This window comes from Sphingobium lignivorans, assembly GCF_014203955.1.
Lineage (GTDB): Bacteria > Pseudomonadota > Alphaproteobacteria > Sphingomonadales > Sphingomonadaceae > Sphingobium > Sphingobium lignivorans.
Genome location: NZ_JACHKA010000001.1, coordinates 1,899,612 through 1,920,299, shown reverse-complemented (window position 1 = coordinate 1,920,299; position 20,688 = coordinate 1,899,612). Strand labels below are relative to the sequence as shown.

General features: G+C 66.3%; 16 protein-coding genes. 10 read left to right on the top strand and 6 right to left on the bottom strand.

All coding sequences use genetic code 11. The features are described 5' to 3' along the window. Positions 1 to 23: 23 nt before the first annotated feature. The 3 genes from ppdK to HNP60_RS08675 all read right to left on the bottom strand — a co-directional run bounded on the left by ppdK (position 24) and on the right by HNP60_RS08675 (position 5,851). Positions 24 to 2,693 (bottom strand): pyruvate, phosphate dikinase, encoded by a 2,670-nt coding sequence (gene ppdK, locus HNP60_RS08685; protein WP_184152577.1) that lies wholly within the window; start codon positions 2,691 to 2,693, stop codon positions 24 to 26. Between the two features lie 96 nt (positions 2,694 to 2,789). Continuing rightward, positions 2,790 to 4,931: a glycine--tRNA ligase subunit beta gene (gene glyS, locus HNP60_RS08680; protein ID WP_184152574.1), complete on the bottom strand. Its 2,142-nt coding sequence runs from the start codon at positions 4,929 to 4,931 to the stop codon at positions 2,790 to 2,792. Next, positions 4,931 to 5,851, bottom strand: coding sequence for a glycine--tRNA ligase subunit alpha (locus HNP60_RS08675; protein WP_184152571.1), 921 nt, complete (start codon positions 5,849 to 5,851; stop codon positions 4,931 to 4,933). The genes glyS and HNP60_RS08675 overlap by 1 nt, the downstream gene beginning before the upstream one ends. A 162-nt stretch (positions 5,852 to 6,013) precedes the next feature. Here HNP60_RS08675 and HNP60_RS08670 point away from each other — a divergent pair, with 162 nt between their 5' ends. From HNP60_RS08670 to pth, 5 genes are all read left to right on the top strand, one after another. After that, entirely contained in the window at positions 6,014 to 6,961 is a 948-nt protein-coding gene (locus HNP60_RS08670; protein WP_184152568.1) for a TraB/GumN family protein, read from the top strand. Positions 6,962 to 6,967: 6 nt separating this feature from the next. Continuing rightward, positions 6,968 to 7,903 carry a TraB/GumN family protein gene (locus tag HNP60_RS08665; protein WP_184152565.1) on the top strand — a complete coding sequence of 312 codons (936 nt, stop codon included), beginning with the start codon at positions 6,968 to 6,970 and terminating at the stop codon, positions 7,901 to 7,903. A gap of 115 nt (positions 7,904 to 8,018) precedes the next feature. Beyond that, the gene (locus HNP60_RS08660) at positions 8,019 to 8,825 is read left to right on the top strand and encodes a PAS domain S-box protein (protein WP_184152562.1); all 807 of its coding nucleotides are present in this window, start codon (positions 8,019 to 8,021) and stop codon (positions 8,823 to 8,825) included. A gap of 148 nt (positions 8,826 to 8,973) precedes the next feature. Further along, complete coding sequence (locus HNP60_RS08655; RefSeq protein WP_014076051.1) at positions 8,974 to 9,597, top strand: 50S ribosomal protein L25/general stress protein Ctc; 624 nt, start codon at positions 8,974 to 8,976, stop codon at positions 9,595 to 9,597. A gap of 27 nt (positions 9,598 to 9,624) precedes the next feature. Beyond that, entirely contained in the window at positions 9,625 to 10,194 is a 570-nt protein-coding gene (pth, locus tag HNP60_RS08650) for an aminoacyl-tRNA hydrolase (RefSeq protein ID WP_184152559.1), read from the top strand. A gap of 58 nt (positions 10,195 to 10,252) precedes the next feature. On the opposite strand, the gene HNP60_RS08645 is transcribed toward pth, so the two are convergent. Then, the gene (locus tag HNP60_RS08645; protein ID WP_260394794.1) at positions 10,253 to 10,828 is read right to left on the bottom strand and encodes a septal ring lytic transglycosylase RlpA family protein; all 576 of its coding nucleotides are present in this window, start codon (positions 10,826 to 10,828) and stop codon (positions 10,253 to 10,255) included. Positions 10,829 to 11,112: 284 nt separating this feature from the next. Between HNP60_RS08645 and HNP60_RS08640 the strand changes: the two genes are divergently transcribed. After that, positions 11,113 to 12,996, top strand: a complete 1,884-nt coding sequence (locus tag HNP60_RS08640; RefSeq protein WP_184156971.1) for an alkaline phosphatase PhoX — start codon at positions 11,113 to 11,115, stop codon at positions 12,994 to 12,996. A gap of 84 nt (positions 12,997 to 13,080) precedes the next feature. Here HNP60_RS08640 and HNP60_RS08635 read toward each other — a convergent pair whose 3' ends face one another. Continuing rightward, positions 13,081 to 14,859, bottom strand: a complete 1,779-nt coding sequence (locus HNP60_RS08635; RefSeq protein WP_338056756.1) for an MORN repeat-containing protein — start codon at positions 14,857 to 14,859, stop codon at positions 13,081 to 13,083. Between the two features lie 203 nt (positions 14,860 to 15,062). Between HNP60_RS08635 and ychF the strand changes: the two genes are divergently transcribed. The 4 genes from ychF (at position 15,063) to HNP60_RS08615 (ending at position 18,797) form a co-directional block, all read left to right on the top strand. After that, positions 15,063 to 16,160 (top strand): redox-regulated ATPase YchF, encoded by a 1,098-nt coding sequence (gene ychF, locus HNP60_RS08630; protein ID WP_184152551.1) that lies wholly within the window; start codon positions 15,063 to 15,065, stop codon positions 16,158 to 16,160. 72 nt (positions 16,161 to 16,232) lie between these two features. After that, positions 16,233 to 16,664 (top strand): globin domain-containing protein, encoded by a 432-nt coding sequence (locus HNP60_RS08625; RefSeq protein WP_184152548.1) that lies wholly within the window; start codon positions 16,233 to 16,235, stop codon positions 16,662 to 16,664. A gap of 70 nt (positions 16,665 to 16,734) precedes the next feature. Continuing rightward, positions 16,735 to 18,285 carry an alkaline phosphatase D family protein gene (locus HNP60_RS08620; RefSeq protein WP_184152545.1) on the top strand — a complete coding sequence of 517 codons (1,551 nt, stop codon included), beginning with the start codon at positions 16,735 to 16,737 and terminating at the stop codon, positions 18,283 to 18,285. Positions 18,286 to 18,332: 47 nt separating this feature from the next. After that, on the top strand, positions 18,333 to 18,797 hold the full coding sequence (locus HNP60_RS08615; RefSeq protein WP_184152542.1) for a MaoC family dehydratase: 465 nt from the start codon (positions 18,333 to 18,335) through the stop codon (positions 18,795 to 18,797). Between the two features lie 29 nt (positions 18,798 to 18,826). Here the strand turns inward: HNP60_RS08615 and mutL are convergent, their stop codons facing one another. Beyond that, on the bottom strand, positions 18,827 to 20,668 hold the full coding sequence (gene mutL / locus HNP60_RS08610) for a DNA mismatch repair endonuclease MutL (protein ID WP_184152539.1): 1,842 nt from the start codon (positions 20,666 to 20,668) through the stop codon (positions 18,827 to 18,829). Between the last annotated feature and the right edge of the window lie 20 nt (positions 20,669 to 20,688).

Here is a 20,688-nt window from a genome sequence, read left to right as displayed (position 1 = left end):
CCCCTTTTTGCGCCTTGGCCCGGTTATTTATTCGCCTTGGCCAGAGCCGCCTGCGCCGCGGCGAGCCGGGCGATGGGGACGCGGTAGGGCGATGCGCTGACATAATCGAGGCCGGTTTCCTCGCAGAAGGCGATGCTGGCCGGATCGCCGCCATGTTCGCCACAGATGCCGAGCTTGATGCCGGCGCGAGTCGCCCTGCCCCGCTCGGCCGCGAGGCCGATGAGCTGGCCCACGCCCTCCACATCCAGGCTCACGAACGGGTCGCGCGTGAAGATGCCCTTGTCGACATATTGGGTCAGGAAGCGCCCGGCATCGTCCCGGCTGATGCCGATGGTCGTCTGCGTGAGGTCATTGGTGCCGAAGGAGAAGAATTCTCCCACCTGCGCGATCTCGCCGGCCATCAGGGCGGCGCGCGGCAGCTCGATCATGGTGCCGACCAGATACTCGACCCGCGCACCGCGCTCGGCGAACACGGCCTGCGCCGTGCGGTCCACCACGTCCTTCATCAGCTCCAGCTCGCGCTTCGTGGCGACGAGCGGGATCATGACCTCGGGGATCGGCGCTTCGCCGCTCGCCGCGGCCACGTCCAGCGCTGCCTCGAAGATGGCGCGGGCCTGCATCTCGTAGATCTCGGGATAGGTGACGCCAAGACGGCAGCCGCGATGGCCGAGCATGGGATTGAACTCGTGCAGTTCGGCCGCGCGTCGCTTGAGCAGGTCGACGCCCACGCCCGCTGCCGCCGCCACGTCCGCGAAGTCCACATCCTCGTGTGGCAGGAACTCGTGAAGCGGCGGATCGAGCAGGCGGATGGTGACGGGCAGGCCCGCCATCTCGGTGAAGATCGCCGTGAAGTCGGCGCGCTGCTCGGGCAGCAGCTTCGCCAATGCTTCCCGCCGTCCCGCCTCGCTGTCCGCCAGGATCATCTGGCGCACGGCGGTGATGCGCGCGGCATCGAAGAACATGTGCTCGGTGCGGCACAGGCCGATGCCCTCGGCGCCGAACTCGCGCGCGGTGCGGCAGTCGAGCGGTGTTTCGGCATTGGCGCGCACCTTCAGGCGGCGTACTTCGTCCGCCCATTCCATGAGTGTGCCGAAATCGCCCGCCAGCTCGGGCTGTACGGTCGGCACTTCGCCGGCCATGACCTCGCCGGTGGCGCCGTCGATCGTGATGATGTCGCCTTCCTTGAGCAGCCGCTCGCCGATGCGCAGCAGCTTGCTCGGCGCGTCGATGGAGATGGCGCCGGCGCCCGAGACGCAGGGGCGCCCCATGCCGCGCGCCACCACGGCAGCGTGTGACGTCATGCCGCCGCGCGCGGTGAGGATGCCTTTTGCGGCATGCATGCCGTGAATGTCCTCAGGGCTCGTCTCGATGCGCACGAGGATGACGGCCTCGCCCAGTTCGTTGAGCCGCTCGGCGGTTTCCGCGTCAAACACGACCTGACCGGATGCCGCACCCGGCGAGGCCGGCAGGCCCTTGGTGAGCACGTCGCGCGGCGCCTTGGGATCAAGCGTCGGGTGCAGGAGCTGGTCCAGCGCGCCCGCATCAACGCGGGCCACGGCCTCGGCGCGCGTGATGAGCCCTTCATTGGCCATGTCCACCGCGATCTTCAGCGCCGCCTTGGCGGTGCGCTTGCCGGCGCGCGTCTGGAGCATCCAGAGCTTGCCCTGCTGCACGGTGAACTCGATGTCCTGCATGTCGCGATAATGCGTCTCGAGGATCTGGAAGACCTGCGCCAGCTCGGCATAGGTCTCCGGCATCGCCTCTTCCATGCTGAGCGGCTTCGCCCCGGCGCGCTCCCGCGCGGCCTTGGTCAGATATTGCGGCGTACGGATGCCGGCAACGACGTCTTCGCCCTGCGCATTGATGAGATACTCGCCATAATAGGCATTCTCGCCGGTCGCCGGATCGCGCGTGAACGCCACGCCGGTCGCCGAGGTGTCGCCCATATTGCCGAACACCATGGCCTGCACGTTGACGGCCGTGCCCCATTCGCCGGGAATGCCGTTGAGGCGGCGGTAGACCTTGGCGCGCTCGGACTGCCAGGAGCCGAACACCGCGCCGATGGCGCCCCATAGTTGCTCATGCACATCCTGCGGGAAAGGCCGGCCCCACAGCGTTTCCACGAGCCTCTTATACTCGCCGACCAGCGCTTGCCAGTCCGCGGCCTCCAGCTCGGTGTCGAGATAGGCGCCCTTGTCTTCCTTCGCGATTTCAAGCGCTTCCTCGAACTTGCCATGATCGAGTCCGAGCACGACGTCCGAGTACATCTGGATGAAGCGGCGATAGCTGTCCCACGCAAAGCGGGCGTCGCCGGAAACGGCGGCCAGCCCCTCGACCGTCTCGTCGTTGAGGCCGAGATTGAGCACCGTATCCATCATGCCCGGCATGGAGACACGCGCGCCCGAGCGCACCGAGACGAGCAGCGGATCGGCCGCATTGCCGAAGCGCTTGCCGGTCACGCCCTCGATATGCGCGATGCCATTGGCGACTTCGGCCTTCAGGCTCTCGGGATAGGTCTCCCCATCCTCATAATAACGGGTGCACATCTCCGTGGTGATGGTGAAGCCGGGCGGCACCGGCAGGCCGATCGCGGCCATGCCATCCAGATTGGCGCCCTTGCCGCCGAGGAGATTCTTGTTCCCCTTGCCACCATCGTCCACACCACCGCCGAAGCGATAGACATATCGTGTCATCTGCCGTTCCACCTTCTTGAGCCAGGATGGCCTGAGTTCGTCCGGGCGACCAATGTCCAGACAATGAGATGCGGGTCTGTGTCCGCTTGCGTGTTTTTAGCTTTCAATCCGTGAAAAATCGGCGACTTTGTGCACCGCAGCACGAATTCGGGTCAACAGGTTTAACCGGGAATTCCGTTTCCGTTCATCGGGATCATTGACCGTCACGGCGTCGAAGAACGCGTCGATCGGCGCCCGCAGCGTGGCGAGGGCAGCCATGGCGCCCTCGAAGTCCTCCGCCTCGATCGCGGCATCGGCGCGCGGCTCGGCGGCATCGAGCGCGGCCATGAGCGCTGCTTCGGCCGGCTCGGGCTCGTAACCGGGGCCGACATTCTCGTCGTGCACGCGGATCGCTTCCGCCACGTCGGGGTCGGTGAGCGCCACGCCGGGATCTTCCTCCCCGGCTTCGCTTTCCGGCTTGATGCCCTCCGGCCGTTCCTTCTTGAGGATGTTGGCGGCGCGCTTGTATCCGGCGAGCAGATTGGCGCCGTCCGGCGTGCCGACAAAGGCCTGCAGCGCCTTCACCCGCGCCAGCAGCCGAACCAGATCGTCCTCCCCGCCAAGTGCGAACACGGCATCGATGAGATCATGGCGGACACCCGCTTCGCGCTGCTGCACCTTGAGGCGGTCGGCGAAGAAGTCGAGCAGGTTATCGTAAGTTTCGTTAGGGAGTGTCTGGTTTGCCGAATGGCGCCACCAGCCCAATGCATCCTGCAATCCAAGCCGCAATCCCGCCGTCGACATAATCGCGATGCAGCCCAGGGCGGCGCGTCGGAGAGCGAAGGGATCCTTGGAACCAGTGGGTCTCTCATCGATGGCAAAGAACCCGATGATCGTATCCAGCTTGTCCGCCAGCGACACAGCCACCGTCACCGGGTCAGTCGGAACGTCGTCCCCCTGCCCGACCGGCTTGTAATGATCGCGGATCGCATCGGCCACGGCATCCGGCAGACCTTCCGCGCGGGCATAATAGCCGCCCATAAGCCCCTGAAGTTCAGGAAACTCTCCGACCATCTCGGTGACAAGGTCAGCCTTGCAGAGTTCCGCTGCCTGACGCGCCAGGGCGGGGTCGCAATCGGGAACGATGCCTTCGCTCGCAAGCCATTCGGCCAGATTCGCCACGCGCTCGACCTTGTCCGCGACCGTGCCCAGCTTCTCGTGGAACGTGATCCGCCCGAGCTTCTGCGCCTGCACCGCGAGCGGGGTCTTGCGGTCCTGCTCCCAGAAGAAGCGCGCATCGGAGAGCCGCGCGGCCAGCACCTTGCCATTGCCCGCGACGATCGCCGCGCCGCCATCGCTCGCCACGATGTTGGCGGTGCAGATGAAGGCGTTGGCGAGCTTGCCTGCGCCATCGCGCAACACGAAATATTTCTGGTTTATCCGGAGCGTTAGCTGGATAACTTCCGGCGGCACCTCAAGAAAGGCCGGATCGAAGCGGCCGAGCAGCGGCACTGGCCATTCGGTGAGTCCGGCATTTTCCGCCACCAGCCCTTCGTCCGGGATCAGCTCCAGCCCCGCCTCGCGCGCCAGCCGGTTGGCTTCGCCACGAATGATTGCCTTGCGCTGTTCCTGATCGACGATGACGTGCGCCTGTTCCAGCGCCGTGACATAGGCCTCCGGCGAGGTGATGGTGACCGGCCCGCGCGAATGGAAGCGGTGCCCGACCGTGGCATTGCCCGCCGCCACGCCCTCGATGGCGAACGGCACGACGTCATGGCCCAGCAGCGCCACGATGCCCTGCAGCGGGCGAACCCAGCGCAGGCTGCCGCTCGACAGGCTGGCATCGCCCCAGCGCATCGACTTGGGCCAGGGGAAAGCGCGCACGATGGCGGGGATCGCCTCGGCCAGCACGTCCGCCGTCGCGCGGCCGGGCTTCTCGACCAGCGCGAACCAGATGCCGTCGCGATCCTCAAGCTGGTCCTGCGTCAACCCGGTCTTGCGCAGGAAGCCTTCCAGCGCCTGTGGCGGCGCCGATGTGCGCGGCCCCTTATACTCTTCGCTCACCGCGTCCGTCGCCATCGGCAGGTCATGCGCGATGAGCGCAAGGCGGCGCGGCGTCACATAGGACATGATTTCGCCCGGCCGTAGTCCGCTCTCGGCGAGCTTGTCGCGGAACAGGCGGGCAAGATCCTCGCTCGCCTTGGCCTGCATGCGCGCCGGGATTTCCTCGCAGCGCAGTTCAAGAAGGAAATTGGCCATCAGAGCGTCCACCCGGGATATCTGGCTTCCCAATCCGGGCGATTGCCGTCGATATAGGCCTCGCAGCTTCCCCGGGCGAGATCACGCACGCGGCCGATATAGCTGGCGCGCTCCTGCACGCTGATGACGCCGCGCGCCTGCAGCAGGTTGAAGACATGGCTGGCCTTGATCGCCTGCTCATAGGCCGCGAGCGGCACCTGCGCCGCGATCGAAGCCTGGCATTCCGCCTCGCAGTCCCGGAACCAGCGGAGCAGCTTCTCGGTGTCCGCCACCTCGAAATTCCATTTCGACATCTGCTGCTCGTTGGCGAGGAACACATCGCCATAGGTCACGGCCGGACGGTCCCCCACCGCGTCGTTGAAGACAAGGTCGTACACGCTGTCCACGCCCTGGATGTACATGGCGAGCCGTTCCAGCCCGTAGGTCAGCTCGCCGGCGACCGGCTTGCAGTCAAAGCCGCCCATCTGCTGGAAATAAGTGAACTGAGTGACTTCCATGCCGTCGCACCAGACTTCCCAGCCCAGTCCCCACGCGCCGAGGGTCGGGCTTTCCCAGTCGTCCTCCACGAAGCGGATGTCATGCAGCAGCGGATCGATGCCGATCGCCTCGAGCGAGCCGAGATAAAGCCCCTGAAGGTCCGGCGGGCTCGGCTTCATGATGACCTGATACTGGTAATAATGCTGGAGCCGGTTCGGATTCTCGCCATAGCGCCCGTCTGTCGGCCGGCGCGAGGGCTGCACATAGGCGCAGTTCCACGGGTCGGGGCCGAGGCTGCGCAGCGTCGTGGCCGGATGGAAAGTGCCCGCGCCGACTTCCATGTCGAACGGCTGCAGGATGACGCATCCCCGCGCCGCCCAATAGGCATGCAGCTTCAGGATCAGTTGCTGAAAACTCAGCGGCTTGGTTTCCGTATCCGGCATCGCCCAATCATTTCACCTGCAACTTTCTCCCGCATTTCCGCGGGAGAACGGACGGGCGCGCTTTGGCGCATGGGTGGGCGCGGGTCAAGGCGCGGCGATGCAAGGGCCTTGCGCGGCGCCGGCAACTCCGCGATGCAACGGCCGGACCCGGAAAAAGAGATCATGCGCTGGACCTCATTCATCCTCGGCTGTGCGCTGGCCCTCGCCCCCTGCCTGCCCGCCCCTGCCCTTGCCGCGCCTGCGGCACCATCGGCGGATGCGCCGACGCGTGCTGCTTCGGCGCCGCGCTCCGTGCGGGCGCGTCCGGCGCTGTGGGTCGTGCGGGACGAGGATACGACCATCTATCTGTTCGGCACCATCCACCTTCTCAAGCCCGGGATGCGCTGGTTCGAGGGGCCGGTGCGCGCCGCGTTCGACAAGTCCGGGGACGTGGTGCTCGAAATCGTGGGGCAGGATGACGAGCCGGAGGCGCAGCAGATGCTCCTGCGGCGCGCGTTCGATCCGGGTGGCGAGAGCCTGAGCAGCCGCCTGCCCGCGCCGTCGCGGGAGAAGTTGCAGGCCGCGCTGACAGCGAACAACCTGCCGCCCGAGATTTTCGACCATGTGAAGCCATGGTTCACGACCCTGACCCTGACCGTCGCGCCGCTGCACCGGCTCGGCTATGATCCGCAGAGCGGTGCGGACCGCGTGATCGAGGCCGCGGCAAGGCAAGCCGGCAAGACGCTCGCCGGGCTGGAGACCGCCGCCGAGCAGATCGGCATTTTTGAAACCCTGCCCGATCCGCTGCAGGTGGACTTGCTGGTGCAGACGCTCGACGAACTGCCCACGCTCGCGCAGACCATCGAGCGGATGATCGATGCATGGGCGAAGGGCAAGCCGGACGAACTCGCCGCCATCATGAACGAGTCCGTGGACAGCAATCCGGAGCTGGAGAAGCGCCTGCTCATCGATCGCAATGCCCGCTGGGCGGACTGGATCAGCACCCGCATGGAGAAGCCCGGCACGGTCTTCATCGCCGTGGGCGCGGGCCATCTCGCCGGGGATGGCAGCGTGCAGCAGATGCTGAAGGCGCGCGGCATTTCCGCCCGGCGCGTCAGCCGGCGGCGCTGAGCCTTCATGGCCGATCGGGCATCCCGCCGGAGCCTGCCCCGCCCGCTGCTCCTCTGCCTCGCGCTTGCCGCGCTGGTCGTGCTTGCCTGGGCAGGCTGGCAGATCGGGCGTCAGGGCGGGCAGGCGGAGGTCGCCGCGCGACCGGCGCTGTGGCATGTCACTGGCCACGGCCGGGAAGCCTATCTGTTCGGCACGGTCCACGCCCTGCAGCGTGGTACGACATGGCTGTCGCCAGAGATCGCGCGGGCAACGGCGCGCAGCGACCGGCTGATCCTCGAGGTGACCGGGCTGGAAAAGGAGCGCCGCAGCCGCGCGGTGTTCGAGCGGCTCGGCCGCGCCACGGGCCTTGCCCCGGCGACCGCCCGGCTCGGGCCTGCCGACGCCGAGACGCTGCGCGCCCTGATCCGGCGGCGGCCCGGCGTGCTTCACGGGCTGGACGGCTATGAGAGCTGGGCCGCCGCCCTGCTGGTCAGTGCCGCCGCATCCGCCGAGCTCGGCCTGTCCTCGGAGGATGGCGGCGAGACCGTGCTGACCCGCACCTTCGAGACCGCCGGCAAGCCGGTGCGGGGGCTCGAAACCATCGAGGAGCAGCTCGGCATCTTCGATGCGCTGCCGGAAGCGGACCAGCGCCTGCTGCTCGTGCAGGCCGTGCGGGAAGCGGATGCGGCAGCCAGTCTCCATGCCGATCTGCAGCAGGCCTGGGCGCAAGGCGACCTCGATCGGATGGAGCGGCAGTTCCTCGCGCCGCTCGACAGCGCGCCGCGCTTGCGCCGGGCGCTCATCGACGCGCGCAATGCACGCTGGGGCGCCGCTCTCGATGGCGATCTGCGCCGCCACCAGGGGATCGCTTTCGTCGCTGTGGGCGCAGGCCATCTGCTGGGCACCGCGAGCTTGCAGAACGAACTCTCCCGGCGCGGCTGGCACGTGAGGCGGGTTCAGTGAGCCGGCCCCGCAACGCACACGACCCGACCGGTTAACCCGAGATTATGTTTGCGCCCCTCCTGCGACTCGGGCACTATCCGTCCCGGAGTGGGACGAACCGGGAAAGGGCGCACGGATGCCCCGTTTCGATCATGAATCCGGCCTCGCCGAGGGGCCGTTCATCACTGGCAGCAACGCGCTGCTCGCTGCCATCGTGCATGGCGCTCAACATGCGATCATCGGCCTCGATCTTGGCGGCATCGTGTTGAGCTGGAACGACGCGGCCGCGCGACTCTACGGCCATTCTGCCAGCGAGATGATCGGGCGATCCTTCAGTCGCATCCTGCCACACCATCTCCGGCGCGATCAGGAAGCCTTGCTTTCCCGACTGCGGGAAGGCCAGCAGCCGGACCGGCAGGAAACGACGCATCTCGCCGCGTCAGGCGCCGAAATTCCGGTGAGCGCGGCCTTCTCTGCGGTGCGCGATCCCGGCGGCGTCATCGTCGCGGCCGCGCTCATCGTTGCCGAGCGACCAATGCACCGCTCATCGCGCGGGGACGAGTGGAGTTACCTGCTCGCGGCACCCTCGCCGGTCGCGCGGAACATTCTGGTCGTGGAGGACGAGCCGCTGGTCGGCCTCGGCCTCGCCGCCATGCTGGAGAATGCGGGGTTCGACGTCATCGGCCCGGCCGGAGACGTGCCGACCGCGATGGCGCTGCTCGATCGGCACGAATGCGCCCTTGCCCTCCTCGATATCAACCTGGGCGACGGCGAGACGTCGGCCCCGCTCGCGGGCCGGCTGAAGGAGGACGATATTCCCTTCTTCGTCATGTCGGGCTATCTCGCGGACGTGCAGCCCCCGATCTTCAGCGGCGCCCCCAGCTTTTCGAAGCCCGTGCGCGCCCGCTCGCTGGTCGCTGCGGTGCAGGAAGTGCTCGGCTGAAGGGAGCGCCCGGCGGGCGCCGCGCTATCGCAGCGTTGCTCATGGGCATTGCTTTTGCCTACATTTGCCGCTAAGCGCGCCGCCTTCCGTCATGGTCATCCCTGGAGGCGTGGCGGAATATACACAATCTGCTTTTGGAGACACGCATATGAGCGACACGCTTACGCTGTCGGCCGAGGCACGCGATCGGGCAGGCAAGGGAGCCTCCCGCGCTCTCCGCCGCGAGGGCCGCGTTCCCGCCGTCATTTATGGCAACAATGAAGAGCCGCAGATGGTCCATGTCGAGGAGAAGATTCTCTCCAAGCTGCTGGGCACCGGCCACTTCTTCAACTCGGTGGTGATGGTCGAGGTTGGCGGCAAGAAGGTTCGCACCCTTCCCAAGGACGTCGCTTTCCATCCCGTCACGGACCGCCCGCTCCATGCCGATTTCCTGCGCGTTTCCGAGCACGCCCAGGTGCATGTGAATGTGCCCGTGGTGTTCGAGAACGAAGAGGCCGCTCCCGGCCTCAAGCGCGGTGGCGTGCTCAACGTCGTCCGTCACGAGCTGGAAATGATCGTGGATGCCGCCGAGATTCCGGACAGCATCACGGTTGACCTCACCGGCTTCGACGTGGGCGATTCCATCCACATCAGCGCGGTGAAGCTGCCCAAGGGCGCCGAGCCGGCGATCACCGATCGCGATTTCACGATTGCCACCATCGTTGCACCGTCCGCGCTCAAGTCCAGCGAAGGCGACACGACGAAGGAAGGCGAAGAGGCCGGCGAGGCCTAAGCCTCTCCGCGCAGGGGGAGCGCATCAATGCAACTCTGGGTTGGCCTCGGCAATCCCGGGACGCAATATGCGCTCCACCGTCACAATGTCGGCTTCATGGTGCTGGACGTCATGGCCGAAGATCATGGCTTTTCGCCCTGGAAAAAGCAGTTCCAGGGCCTGACCGCCGAGGGCCGCATCGGGTCCGAGAAGATCCTTCTCCTCAAACCCCAGACCTTCATGAACGAGAGCGGCAGGGCCGTTCGCGCGGCTTGCGATTTCTACAAGCTGGATGTCGGGGACGTGACCGTCTTTCACGACGAGCTCGATCTGGCGCCCATGAAAATGAAAGTGAAGCGCGGCGGCGGCACGGCAGGGCACAACGGCCTGCGTTCGACCGAAGCGCATGTCGGCAATGCCTTCCGCCGCGTGCGCATCGGCATCGGCCATCCCGGCCACAAGGATCGCGTGACGGGCCATGTTCTCGGCAATTATGCCAAGAGCGAGATCGACCCGCTGGCCGACCTGCTCGGCGCGATGTCGCGCGAAGCGGAATGGCTGGCGAAGGGCGATGACGCCCGCTTCATGAGCGAAGTCGCCCTGCGCCTCGCGGATTGAGGATGCCCCGACAGGGTTCCCGGGCTCAGGATTACCCCAGTATCAGAACCCCGCGCCTTCAGCAGCGGGCGGTCTGTGCGCCGCAGCCGCCCTGCCCCGTGCGTGAGTCCGCGAGTGCGGCGCGCCAGAGCGTCAGTGTCGATTCCGCGACCCGGGAGCGCGCCATGGCCTCGCGACCGGCCCGAAGACGCGCGCGGTCGCTTTCGGGGGGCTCGACCCGGCGCACGCGCACGGCAGCCACGCCTTGCCGCTCGATGCCGAGCAGGGTCGCAGCGCCTTTCGAGAGATCGATGATCCGCCCGCCGCTGAAAGGCCCGCGATCGTTGATCCGCACCAGAATCGTTCGCCCGGTATCGAGCGCCGTGACCTCGACATAGCTCGGCAGTGGCAGCGTCGTATGCGCGGCGGCGATCGCGCCCTTGCGGAAGCGTTCGCCATTTGCGGTCATGTTGCCGGACTCGTCGCCATACCAGCTCGCATAGCCGAGGCGGTCGTAGGCACGGTCGTCGGCAGGCGCATAGGTCACCCCGCGCACGGCATAAGGCTTGCCGATCCGCACCGGTGTGTCGCTCACGGGGCGGTATTTGGTGGAAGCGCAGCCGGCGAGAAGCAGCGCGAGCCCGGCAAGGGCCATCAGGCCGTATCCGCCGCGTCGGCGCGGAGCCGACGGAAGAGCCCTCATCTGATCGGCACAGGTCATGCGCGTTCTCTAACGCAGCTGCGCCCGGCCGGGAAGCCGCCCGCTGCCGTAACGGATCGGACATGGTTCTGCCGCGCCACCGTCATGCAACTGTCATGGCGAAGCAACGCTCCGGCAATGGTGATGACATGAACCGCTGCAATCAGGTGGGCGCCAAGGGCGGGGGCAGCCAGCCGTCGCTTCCGCATCCGAGCCAGACTGCCAACAAGGGGAAAATCATGTCCTATCTCACGGATAAGGCGCGCGCGCCCTATCGCACCGAAGTTGAAGGCGAGCCGCAGCCCAACAGCCTTGAAGCCATCGTTGCCGCGAATCCGTCGCGTCGCAGCCTGTTGCGCAATGGCCTGTTCGGCCTGTCCATTCTCCCCGTAGCTGCCATGCTTTCGGGCTGTGATGACGATGATGATGGTCCGGTGACCATTCCGACGCCGACCCCCACACCGACCCCCACGCCCACACCGACCCCCACGCCCACCCCGAGCTACACGATCGGCTTCACGTCGGTGCCCGCGAACCGCAACGACACCGTCACCGTTCCGACCGGCTACAAGGTGGAAGTGCTGCTGAAGGCCGGTGACTCCATCGAGGCCGGCACGCCTTATTCCGGCAGCTTCCCCACCCTCGAGCAGGCCGAGAAGTGGTCTGGCGGCAATCATGACGGCATGGAGTATTTCGAGCTGTCCGGCACCGATGCGAACAAGGGCGGCCTGCTGGCGATCAACTTCGAATATCCCGATTTCAACATCCTGATGGCGAGCGTGCCGGACATCGCGACGGCCACGGCCGAGCAGAAGGCGCTCGCTCTCTCCGCGGTCGGCATCGGCGTGATCGAGGTCGCCGCCGATTCCACCGGCAAATGGGCGGTCAAGGCCGGCTCGAAGTACAACAAGCGCTACACCGGCAATTCCAGCTATCGCGCTGGCGGCCCGGCCGCAGGCCTGCTCTCCGGCACGATCAAGGGAATGCTGAACAATTGCGCCAGCGGCCGTACGCCCTGGGGCACCTACCTCACCTGCGAGGAAACGACGGACAATTATTTCGATCCCGCGCAGCCCGAGCAGAACTATGGCTGGGTCGTCGAGATCGATCCCTATCTCGAGCTGGCCGCGCCCACCAAGCGCACCGCCATGGGCCGCTTCAGCCATGAGAACGTCACGTTCCTCGCAAATACCGATCGGCGCGTGGCCTTCTACATGGGCGACGACAGCACCCCGGGCTGCATCTACAAGTTCGTTCCGGACAGTGCCTATAGCACCACCAACCGGGCGGCGAACACCAACCTCCTCGACTACGGGACGCTCTATGTCGCGAAGTTCAACGCTGACGGCACCGGCGAGTGGCGCGCGCTCGTCCACGGCCAGAACGGCCTGACGGCGACCGCGTCAGATCCCGGCAATGTCAGTCAGAGCACGACACCGCCTGCGCCGACGCCGGTCTCGTTCGCGAACCAGGCCGAAGTGCTCGTCAAGTGCCAGTCCGCCGCGCGCGTCGCCGGCGGGACGGTGATGGACCGCCCGGAATGGATCACGGTCGCACCCGACGGCAAGGCGATCTTCGTCACGCTGACCAACAACAGCGGCCGTCGTGTCGTCGATGCCGCCAACCCGCGCGTGACCAATCGCCATGGCCACATCCTGAAGTTCCGGGAAAGCGGCGATTCTCCGCTCGCGACGAGCTTCACCTGGGAGCTGTTCTTGCTCGCGGGCGATCCCGCCTGGGCACCGGGCGGCGCGAATCTGGCCGGCAATATCAATGGGGATACCTTCTCGAGCCCCGATGGCATCCGCATCGATCCGCAGGGCCGCCTGTGGGTGCAGACCGACCACAGCGTCCCCGGCTCATCCGGCGTCTCGGGCGTGTCCATCGAGGATACGATCGGCCACAATGCGATGTTCTACATCGACCAGACGACGAAGCAGTCCAAGCGCTTCCTCGTGGGGCCTGAAGGCTGCGAGATCACCGGCCTCGCCTACACGCCGGACCTGCGGACCTTCTTCGTGAACATCCAGCACCCGACCGGCAACTGGCCGGTGGCGGGCCAGCAGCCGCGGTCCTCGACCGTGGTGGTCACGCGGACGGACAACCAGCCGGTCGGCAACTGAACGATGGCAGGCACCGGCGGCGGACCCCCTGCCGCCGGTGCCTGCGCCATTGTATGATTCTGCCGGGGGATAATCATCCCCGGGTCATTCCGGCACGAAGGTGCCCGATATCCAGTTGCCGCCCCGGCGCTCCCCATTCTGTTCTCTCACGGCGGGTCCGTTCGGGAGCCCGTCCACCATTCGGACATGATAGCGCTCCCCCGAGGGATAACTCAGTATCCCGTAGCCGCTTGGCAGGTCGCGCGCGAACTGCCCCTTGAACTCGCGCCCGTCGGGCCAGCGCATCACGCCGTTTCCGCTGAACCAGTTGGCCTGAAAGTCCCCGGTATAGTCGCGATACTCCCAGCCGGCGGTGCCGGGACGACTGACCACATAACGCCCCAGTCCTTCGTAGATGAGCCCGCTGCCGGCAAGCGTGAGCTGCCCTTCATATCGATTGCCTTCCCGTCCGGACATCGTCTCGGTTGCCACGCCGTGGAATGGCTCGACCGGATCGACGGTTTGCCCCGCATAACGATGACCTCCCAGTGGCTTCGACGAATAGCCCTCCGGCGGCGGGATCAGGGCCGCGCGCGTTTCGGCGACGAGGGCACGGTTGATTTCCTGCTGGGCCGCGATCGCACTTTCATCGGCCCTTGCCGCATAAAGCTGCGCTGCGGCGATGAGGCTGTCGAACTTGGCATCCGGGACGATGGAAAGCGGAGGCAAGCCGAGGCCGTGGCGCTCCAGGATGCCTTGCTGCTCGAAAGCGCTCAGGCAATAATTCGCCCGCACCGGCGGAGATTTCAGTAAGGGGTTGCCCGCAATGAAGGCCCAGGTGGCCGCCATGCTGTCCGTACCGGAGAGACCGAAAGCCGGATCGCTCAGGAACTCTGACAGCCTGTCGCAAACACGATTGAATGTCGTCTGGTCGGCTGCCCGGCTCAACAGCAGATAATCGTCGCCCATTGCCTGGCGAACATGGGAGGAAAGCGGCAGGCCATCGATGTAGCGGTCGCTTATCCGCCGGGTCGCGACCGGATCCCAGCGGCCATCGCCATATTGGATGCTGGATGGATCTACCGGCGCATTGTTCACCAGCACGGAAGCCACCGGCACCACGGCGACATGCAGATTGCCGCCCGCAGAACTGTCCAGATATTTGCCGAGCGTCAGCCGTCCGTAGAAGGCCTGCGTCCCGGCAGGGTCGAGCCCCAGGTCGACTGCATTGCCGAAATCCGCATTCCGGTTGAACTTGGAGGTAATCAGATCGTCGAGCCGCTTGATCTCGGCCTTCTTGTCGGCGGCGAGCGCGGAAATCTTCCGCAGATAACTGATGCCGCCGAGCAAGTCGCCCAGCTGGCTGATGGCGCCGCTGACATTGGATTCCGCGCGGTGCTCCGCCGCATAGGAAATCTGGACGACCACCCTCGAAGTTGAATCCGCTGAGAAGATCGGGCCTTCGAACCCGTCCTTGGTCAGTTTTTCCACGGAGAAATGGTCGCCGCCCCTATCGCTCTTGAAGATCTTCATCAGCGTGTAGCTGCCGACCAGCTCGTCCGGCCGTCCGCCCCCGGGCTTTGCAACGATCCGTGCGACGACCAGCACCGTGTCCGTGTTGGAGACGAAAAGCGACCTCAGGAAGGTGAGAAAGCTCCTCCGCTGGTTTCGTTCGAGCCCGTCCAGATAGGCGTCGAGATTCATCCGGTCGTTGTTGAAGCTGATATAGGCGGCGGCGTAGCTGCTCTCGCGGATATCGGGGAAGCAGTTCCGGTAGCGTATCTCGGCAGCATCCGCCGCCGCGTTCTGCGGCTGGCATTGTGCGAGACGCGTCGGAAGAGCGACGTCTTGCGCGCTCGCATCGCCGGCAATCGCCAGCGACACCAGCGACAACAGAAATGGACACCATATAGCCGGCTTCATACGTCCCCCCTTGAACCCCTCGATCTTCTACACCGGCCGCGTTTGCAAGTGAACAGGATCCATGAAGGCGCAGGCGACGGCAGCGAGCGGGATACCCTTCGCACTGGCATTGCGCCCACCCCGGCGTTAATGGGCTGCCAATCGCTCTATCGAACGGACGTCCAATGGGTTTCAAATGCGGTATCGTCGGCCTGCCCAATGTCGGCAAGTCGACCCTTTTCAATGCGCTCACCGAGACGCAGGCGGCGCAGGCTGCCAATTATCCCTTCTGCACCATCGAGCCCAATGTCGGGCAGGTGGCGGTGCCCGACGCCCGGCTGGACAAGCTGGCGGCCATCGCGGGCAGCCAGAAGATCATCCCCACCCAGCTGGCTTTCGTGGACATTGCCGGTCTGGTGCGCGGCGCCTCGAAGGGCGAGGGCCTGGGCAATCAGTTCCTCGGCAACATCCGGGAAGTGGACGCCATCGTCCATGTGCTGCGCTGTTTCGAGAATGACGACATCCAGCATGTCGACAATCGCGTCGATCCCATTGCTGATGCCGAGACGGTCGAGACCGAGCTGATGCTCTCCGATCTCGAAAGCCTTGAGAAGCGCGTGCCCGCTTATCAGAAGAAGGCGACCGGCGGCGACAAGGAAGCGAAGATCGCCGCCGCCGTGCTGGGCCGCGCGCTCGATCTCCTGCGCGAAGGCAAGCCCGCCCGCCTTGTCGAGCCCCATGACGAGGAAGAAGCCCGCATCTTCCGCCAGGCGCAGCTCCTCACGTCCAAGCCGGTGCTTTACGTCTGCAATGTCGAGGAAGAGAGCGCGGCGCAGGGCAATGATTTCAGCGCCCGCGTGTTCGAGAAAGCGAAGGCCGAGGGCGCGCAGGCAGTCGTGGTGTCCGCCGCCATCGAGGCCGATCTGGTGACGATGCCGATTGAGGACCGCGCCGAGTTTCTGGAGGCCATGGGCCTCGAGGAAGCCGGCCTCGCCCGGGTCATCCGGGCGGGTTATGAGCTGCTCGATCTCATCACCTTCTTCACCGTTGGTCCCAAGGAAGCGCGGGCCTGGACTGTCCACAAGGGTGCGCACGCACCCGAGGCCGCGGGTGAGATCCACAGCGATTTCCAGAAGGGCTTCATCCGCGCTGAAACCGTCGCGTTCGACGATTTCGTGGCATTCGGCGGCGAAGCGAAGGCACGCGAGGCGGGCAAGCTACGCGCCGAGGGCAAGGCCTATGTGGTGCAGGACGGGGACGTCATGCATTTCCTTCACAGCTGAGCATTCACAGCAGCTCGGCGTGCCTTGATCCCGATCAAATGGAGGATGCGGCGCGGATGATAGCGCCGCTCCATGGATGAATTCGCCTCCCCCTTTGAGCGCCTGGGCAGTCGCGCGGCGATCGCCCGGCTTGTCGAGCGCTTCTACCAGATCATGGACAGCGATCCGGCTTATGCGGAGTTGCGCGCCATGCACGGGCCAGAGCTCGCGCCGATGGTCGCATCGCTCACCGATTTCCTGGTCGCATGGACGGGTGGGCCGCGGGACTGGTTCGAGCAGCGGCCGGGCGCCTGCATCATGTCGATGCATGTCGTGCTGCCGGGTCTTGCGCGAACCACCGCCACGCAATGGATCGACGCCATGAGCCGCGCGATGGGCGAGATCCAGCCCGGTGACGCGCAGGTGCGCAAGCTCATGCTGGAAGCGCTCGGCCGCATGTGCGACGGCATGGCCGCCCGCGCCGCGCATCTGGCCTCGCAAAGGGAGACGCTGGCGCAGGCGTGAGTGGTGACGCCGCCTCACCCTCGCCAGCCTGTCCCTGACCCGTCACACTTGGCGGTTAATGCATCCGGCCATGCTGACACGTAGAGATTTCCTGTCCACCGGCGGCGCGGCTGCTGCGCTGGGCATCGCCGGCGCGCCTGCCATCGTGCGCGCGCAGAACTGGTTTTCGGACACGCCCTTCCGGCTTGGCGTCGCCTCGGGCGATCCCGCGCCGGACGGCTTCGTGATCTGGACGAAGCTGGCGCCCGAGCCTTTCGCGCCGCATGGCGGCATGCCCATGTCCGCCCTGCCAGTCCTGTGGGAAGTCGCCAGCGATGACCGGTTCGCGACCATCGTCGCCAGCGGCACGGCGACGGCCCGGCCGGAGCTGGGCCACAGCGTCCATGTGGAAGTCACCGGGCTCGAGCCCGACCGGCCCTATTGGTATCGCTTTCGCCTCGGATCGGATCGCTCGCTCTTCGGCCGCGCACGGACCCTGCCCCGCGCGGGCGCACCGGTCTCTTCGCTCAGGTTCGGCGTGTGCGGTTGCCAGCATTACGAAGCCGGTCTCTACACTGCCTATCGGCATCTCGCGCAGGAAGACCTGGCCTTCGTCTTCCATTATGGCGACTTCATCTACGAATATCGCTCGGACTATGCTTTCCAGCAGGGATTGCCCGTGCCCAAGGTGCGCGATCACCGGCTCCGGGTGCTGTATTCGCTGGATGATTACCGCGCCCATTATGCGCAATATCTGCTGGATATCGATCTGCAGGCCGCCCGCTCCCGCCACGCCTTCCTCTCGACCTTCGACGATCACGAGGTCGAGAACAATTGGGTGCAGGATTTCCAGCAGCATGGCGATGTGCCGCCGGAGATCTTCGCCCTGCGGCGGCAGGCAGCGATGCAGGCCTGGTACGAGCATATGCCGGTGCGCGCTGCGATGATCCCGCGCGGTTCCTTCATTCATGCCAATCGCGCGCTGCAATATGGCAATCTCGCCAGCATCAACCTGCTGGACACCCGCAGCTTCCGGTCCGACCAGCCTTGCGGCGATGGCTTCCGGCCTTTCTGCCCCGACGTGGCGGACCCGAAGGCGACTGTGCTGGGGCAAGCGCAGGAAAGCTGGCTCGACGCGAACCTTGCTCGCAAGGACGCCGTGTGGACCTGCCTCGCCCAGCAGGTGATGATGATGCCGCTCGACAGGCGACGCTCCGAAGAAGAGACGGAGAAGATCCTCAATCTCGACAGCTGGGCCGCTTATGACGCCCCGCGCAATCGCCTGATGCGCCGCCTCGCGGGCGTCGACAACGCCGTCGTGCTGACCGGCGACGAGCACCAGAATTTCGCCGGACTCCTGTACGATCGCGATCGCCCCGTCGCTGTCGAATGCGTCACCACGTCCATTTCCAGCGGTGGTGACGGGCAGGACAAGCGGACCGGAACCGACATGATGATGGCCAACAATCCCCAGCTGCGCTTCATGAACGATCAGCGCGGCTACAGTATATGCGAGGTGACGCCGGAGGCCTGGCGCACCCATTTCATGGTGCTCGATCGGGTAACGACGCCGGGCGGCACGCTCAGTCGACGCGCGACGGCGACTGTCCCGCGCCGAACCGTCGCTCTGGACATTGGCTGAGCCGCGGCCGACAATGGGCTTTTGCTGGCAGGGAGCCGTTCCTGACGATGAGCTATTACTGGGAAGATCTCGAGCCGGGCATCAGTGACAGTTTCGGCCCCTTCACGGTCGACCGCGAGGAAGTGATCGCTTTCGCCCGGCGCTACGATCCCCAGCCCTTCCACCTCGATGAGGACGCGGCGGCGCAGACCCATTTCGGGCGGCTGGCCGCCAGCGGCTGGCACACCTGCGCGATGATGATGGCCGCCATGGTCGAGCGCTGGCAGGCTGTCCCCGGCTGGCAGGAACAGTCGCTCGGCGCGATGGGCATCGATGAGCTACGCTGGAAGCGCCCGGTCTTCCCCGGCGACGTCCTGCGCGGCAGCAGTGAACTGATCGAGAAGATCGCCAGCCGTTCCCGCCCGGAGATGGGCATCCTCAAATGGCAGACCCGCATCATCAACCAGCATGACGAGGAGGTGCTGAGCCTCATGTCCATCGCGATGCAGAAACGCCGCCCGGCAGACGGGTAAGGCGCGCAGCCGCGCGGTTGACCCGCCCCTCAGTGGCGGCCGAACAGCTTCTCGATGTCGCCATGGGCGAGCTTGATCCAGGTCGGGCGGCCATGGTTGCACTGGCCGGAATGGGGTGTCACTTCCATCTCGCGCAGCAGTGCGTTCATCTCGGCGACCGAGAGGATGCGTCCGGCGCGCACCGAGCCGTGGCAGGCCATGGTGGCCGCGACCAGATCGAGCCGCGCCTTGAGGGACGTCGCATCGCCGAGCGCCGCGAGATCGTCCGCCAGATCGCGCACGAGCCCGGCGACGTCGCTCAACCCGAGCAGCGCGGGTGCGGCGCGTACCAGCATGGCGGCGGGCCCGAAACGCTCGATCTCCAGGCCCAGCTCGGCCAGTTCAGGAATCCGCGCCTCGATCCTGTCGCAGGCGGGTTCGTCCAGCTCGATGACTTCGGGCAGCAGCAGGGCCTGACGAGCCACCGCGCCATCGGCCAGCGCCCGGCGCATCCGCTCCAGCACCAGCCGCTCGTGCGCGGCGTGCTGGTCGACGATGACAAGGCCGTCCTCGGCCTCCGCGACGATATAGGTCCGCGCCACTTGCCCGCGTGCCACGCCGAGCGGAAACTCGCGCGCGTCCTGCCCCGCCGGAGCCGTGGGTGGCGCCGGCTCGGCACGGCCCGAAGGCGCGAAACCGGAGAAGCGCGCTTGCCGATCGCCCAGGAGCGGCGCGCCGCCATAAGCCCCGCCCCGGGACATAGCGCCCACTCCGGGGCCCGTGCCCGCCCCCGCTCCGCTCGGCCCGAACGGCATGCCCTGCGCAGCCAGGGCGGCCATCTCCGCCATGGCCGCCGGCTCGCGCTGCCAGAGATCGCCCGAGCCCGCCTCCGGGCGGTTGGCGACGCGCATCCCGGCCTCGTCGAGCGCGCGCCGTAGCCCGCTCACGATCATGCCGCGCACGAATGCCGGGTCGCGGAAGCGCACTTCGGTCTTGGCGGGATGGACGTTCACGTCCACCTCCTCCACCGGCAGCGCCAGGAACAGCGCCAGCACCGGATGTCGGTCCCGCGCGATGAAGTCGGCATAGGCACCACGGACCGCGCCGACCAGCAGCCGGTCGCGCACGGGCCGCCCGTTCACGAAGAGATACTGATGATCCGCGCTGCCGCGATGGAATGTCGGCAGCGAGGCGACGCCGGCCAGCGAGACGCCTTCACGCTCCAGCGCGACGATCACATGATTGTCCGCCAGTTCCCGGTCGATGATCTGGGCCACGCGGTCCTCGCGATCCTGCCCGCCGGGCAGCGAGAGCACGCGCCGGCCGTCATGCTCGAGCACGAAGCTCACATCGTTGCGCGCCATGGCGAGGCGGCGCACGATGTCGAGACAGGCGGCATATTCCGAGCGGGCACTGCGCAGGAACTTGCGCCGGGCCGGCACGCGGGCGAACAGGCCGTCCACTTCCACGCGCGTGCCGGCCGGCATCGCGCAAGGTACCAGCGGCGCGATGGCGCCATTGTCGCAGATGAGGCGCCATCCGTCGGCGCCCGGCTGCCGGCTCGACAGGGTGAGGCGCGAGACGCTGCCGATGGAGGGCAGCGCCTCACCGCGAAAACCGAGCGTGCGGACCTGCTCGATCGCCTCGTCGGGCAGCTTGGATGTGGCGTGGCGCTCCAGCGCGAGCGCGATCTCGCCTTGCGCGATGCCATGGCCGTTGTCGGTCACGGCGATGCCGTCAAGGCCGCCTTGCCGCAGTGTCACGGCGATCGTGTCGGCGCCCGCATCCAGCGCATTCTCGATCAGTTCCTTGAGCGCGCTGGCGGGTCTTTCGACCACTTCGCCAGCGGCAATGCGATTCACCAGAGTCTCGGGCAGGCGGCGTATTGACATCTGATGGCGACTAGACCAAG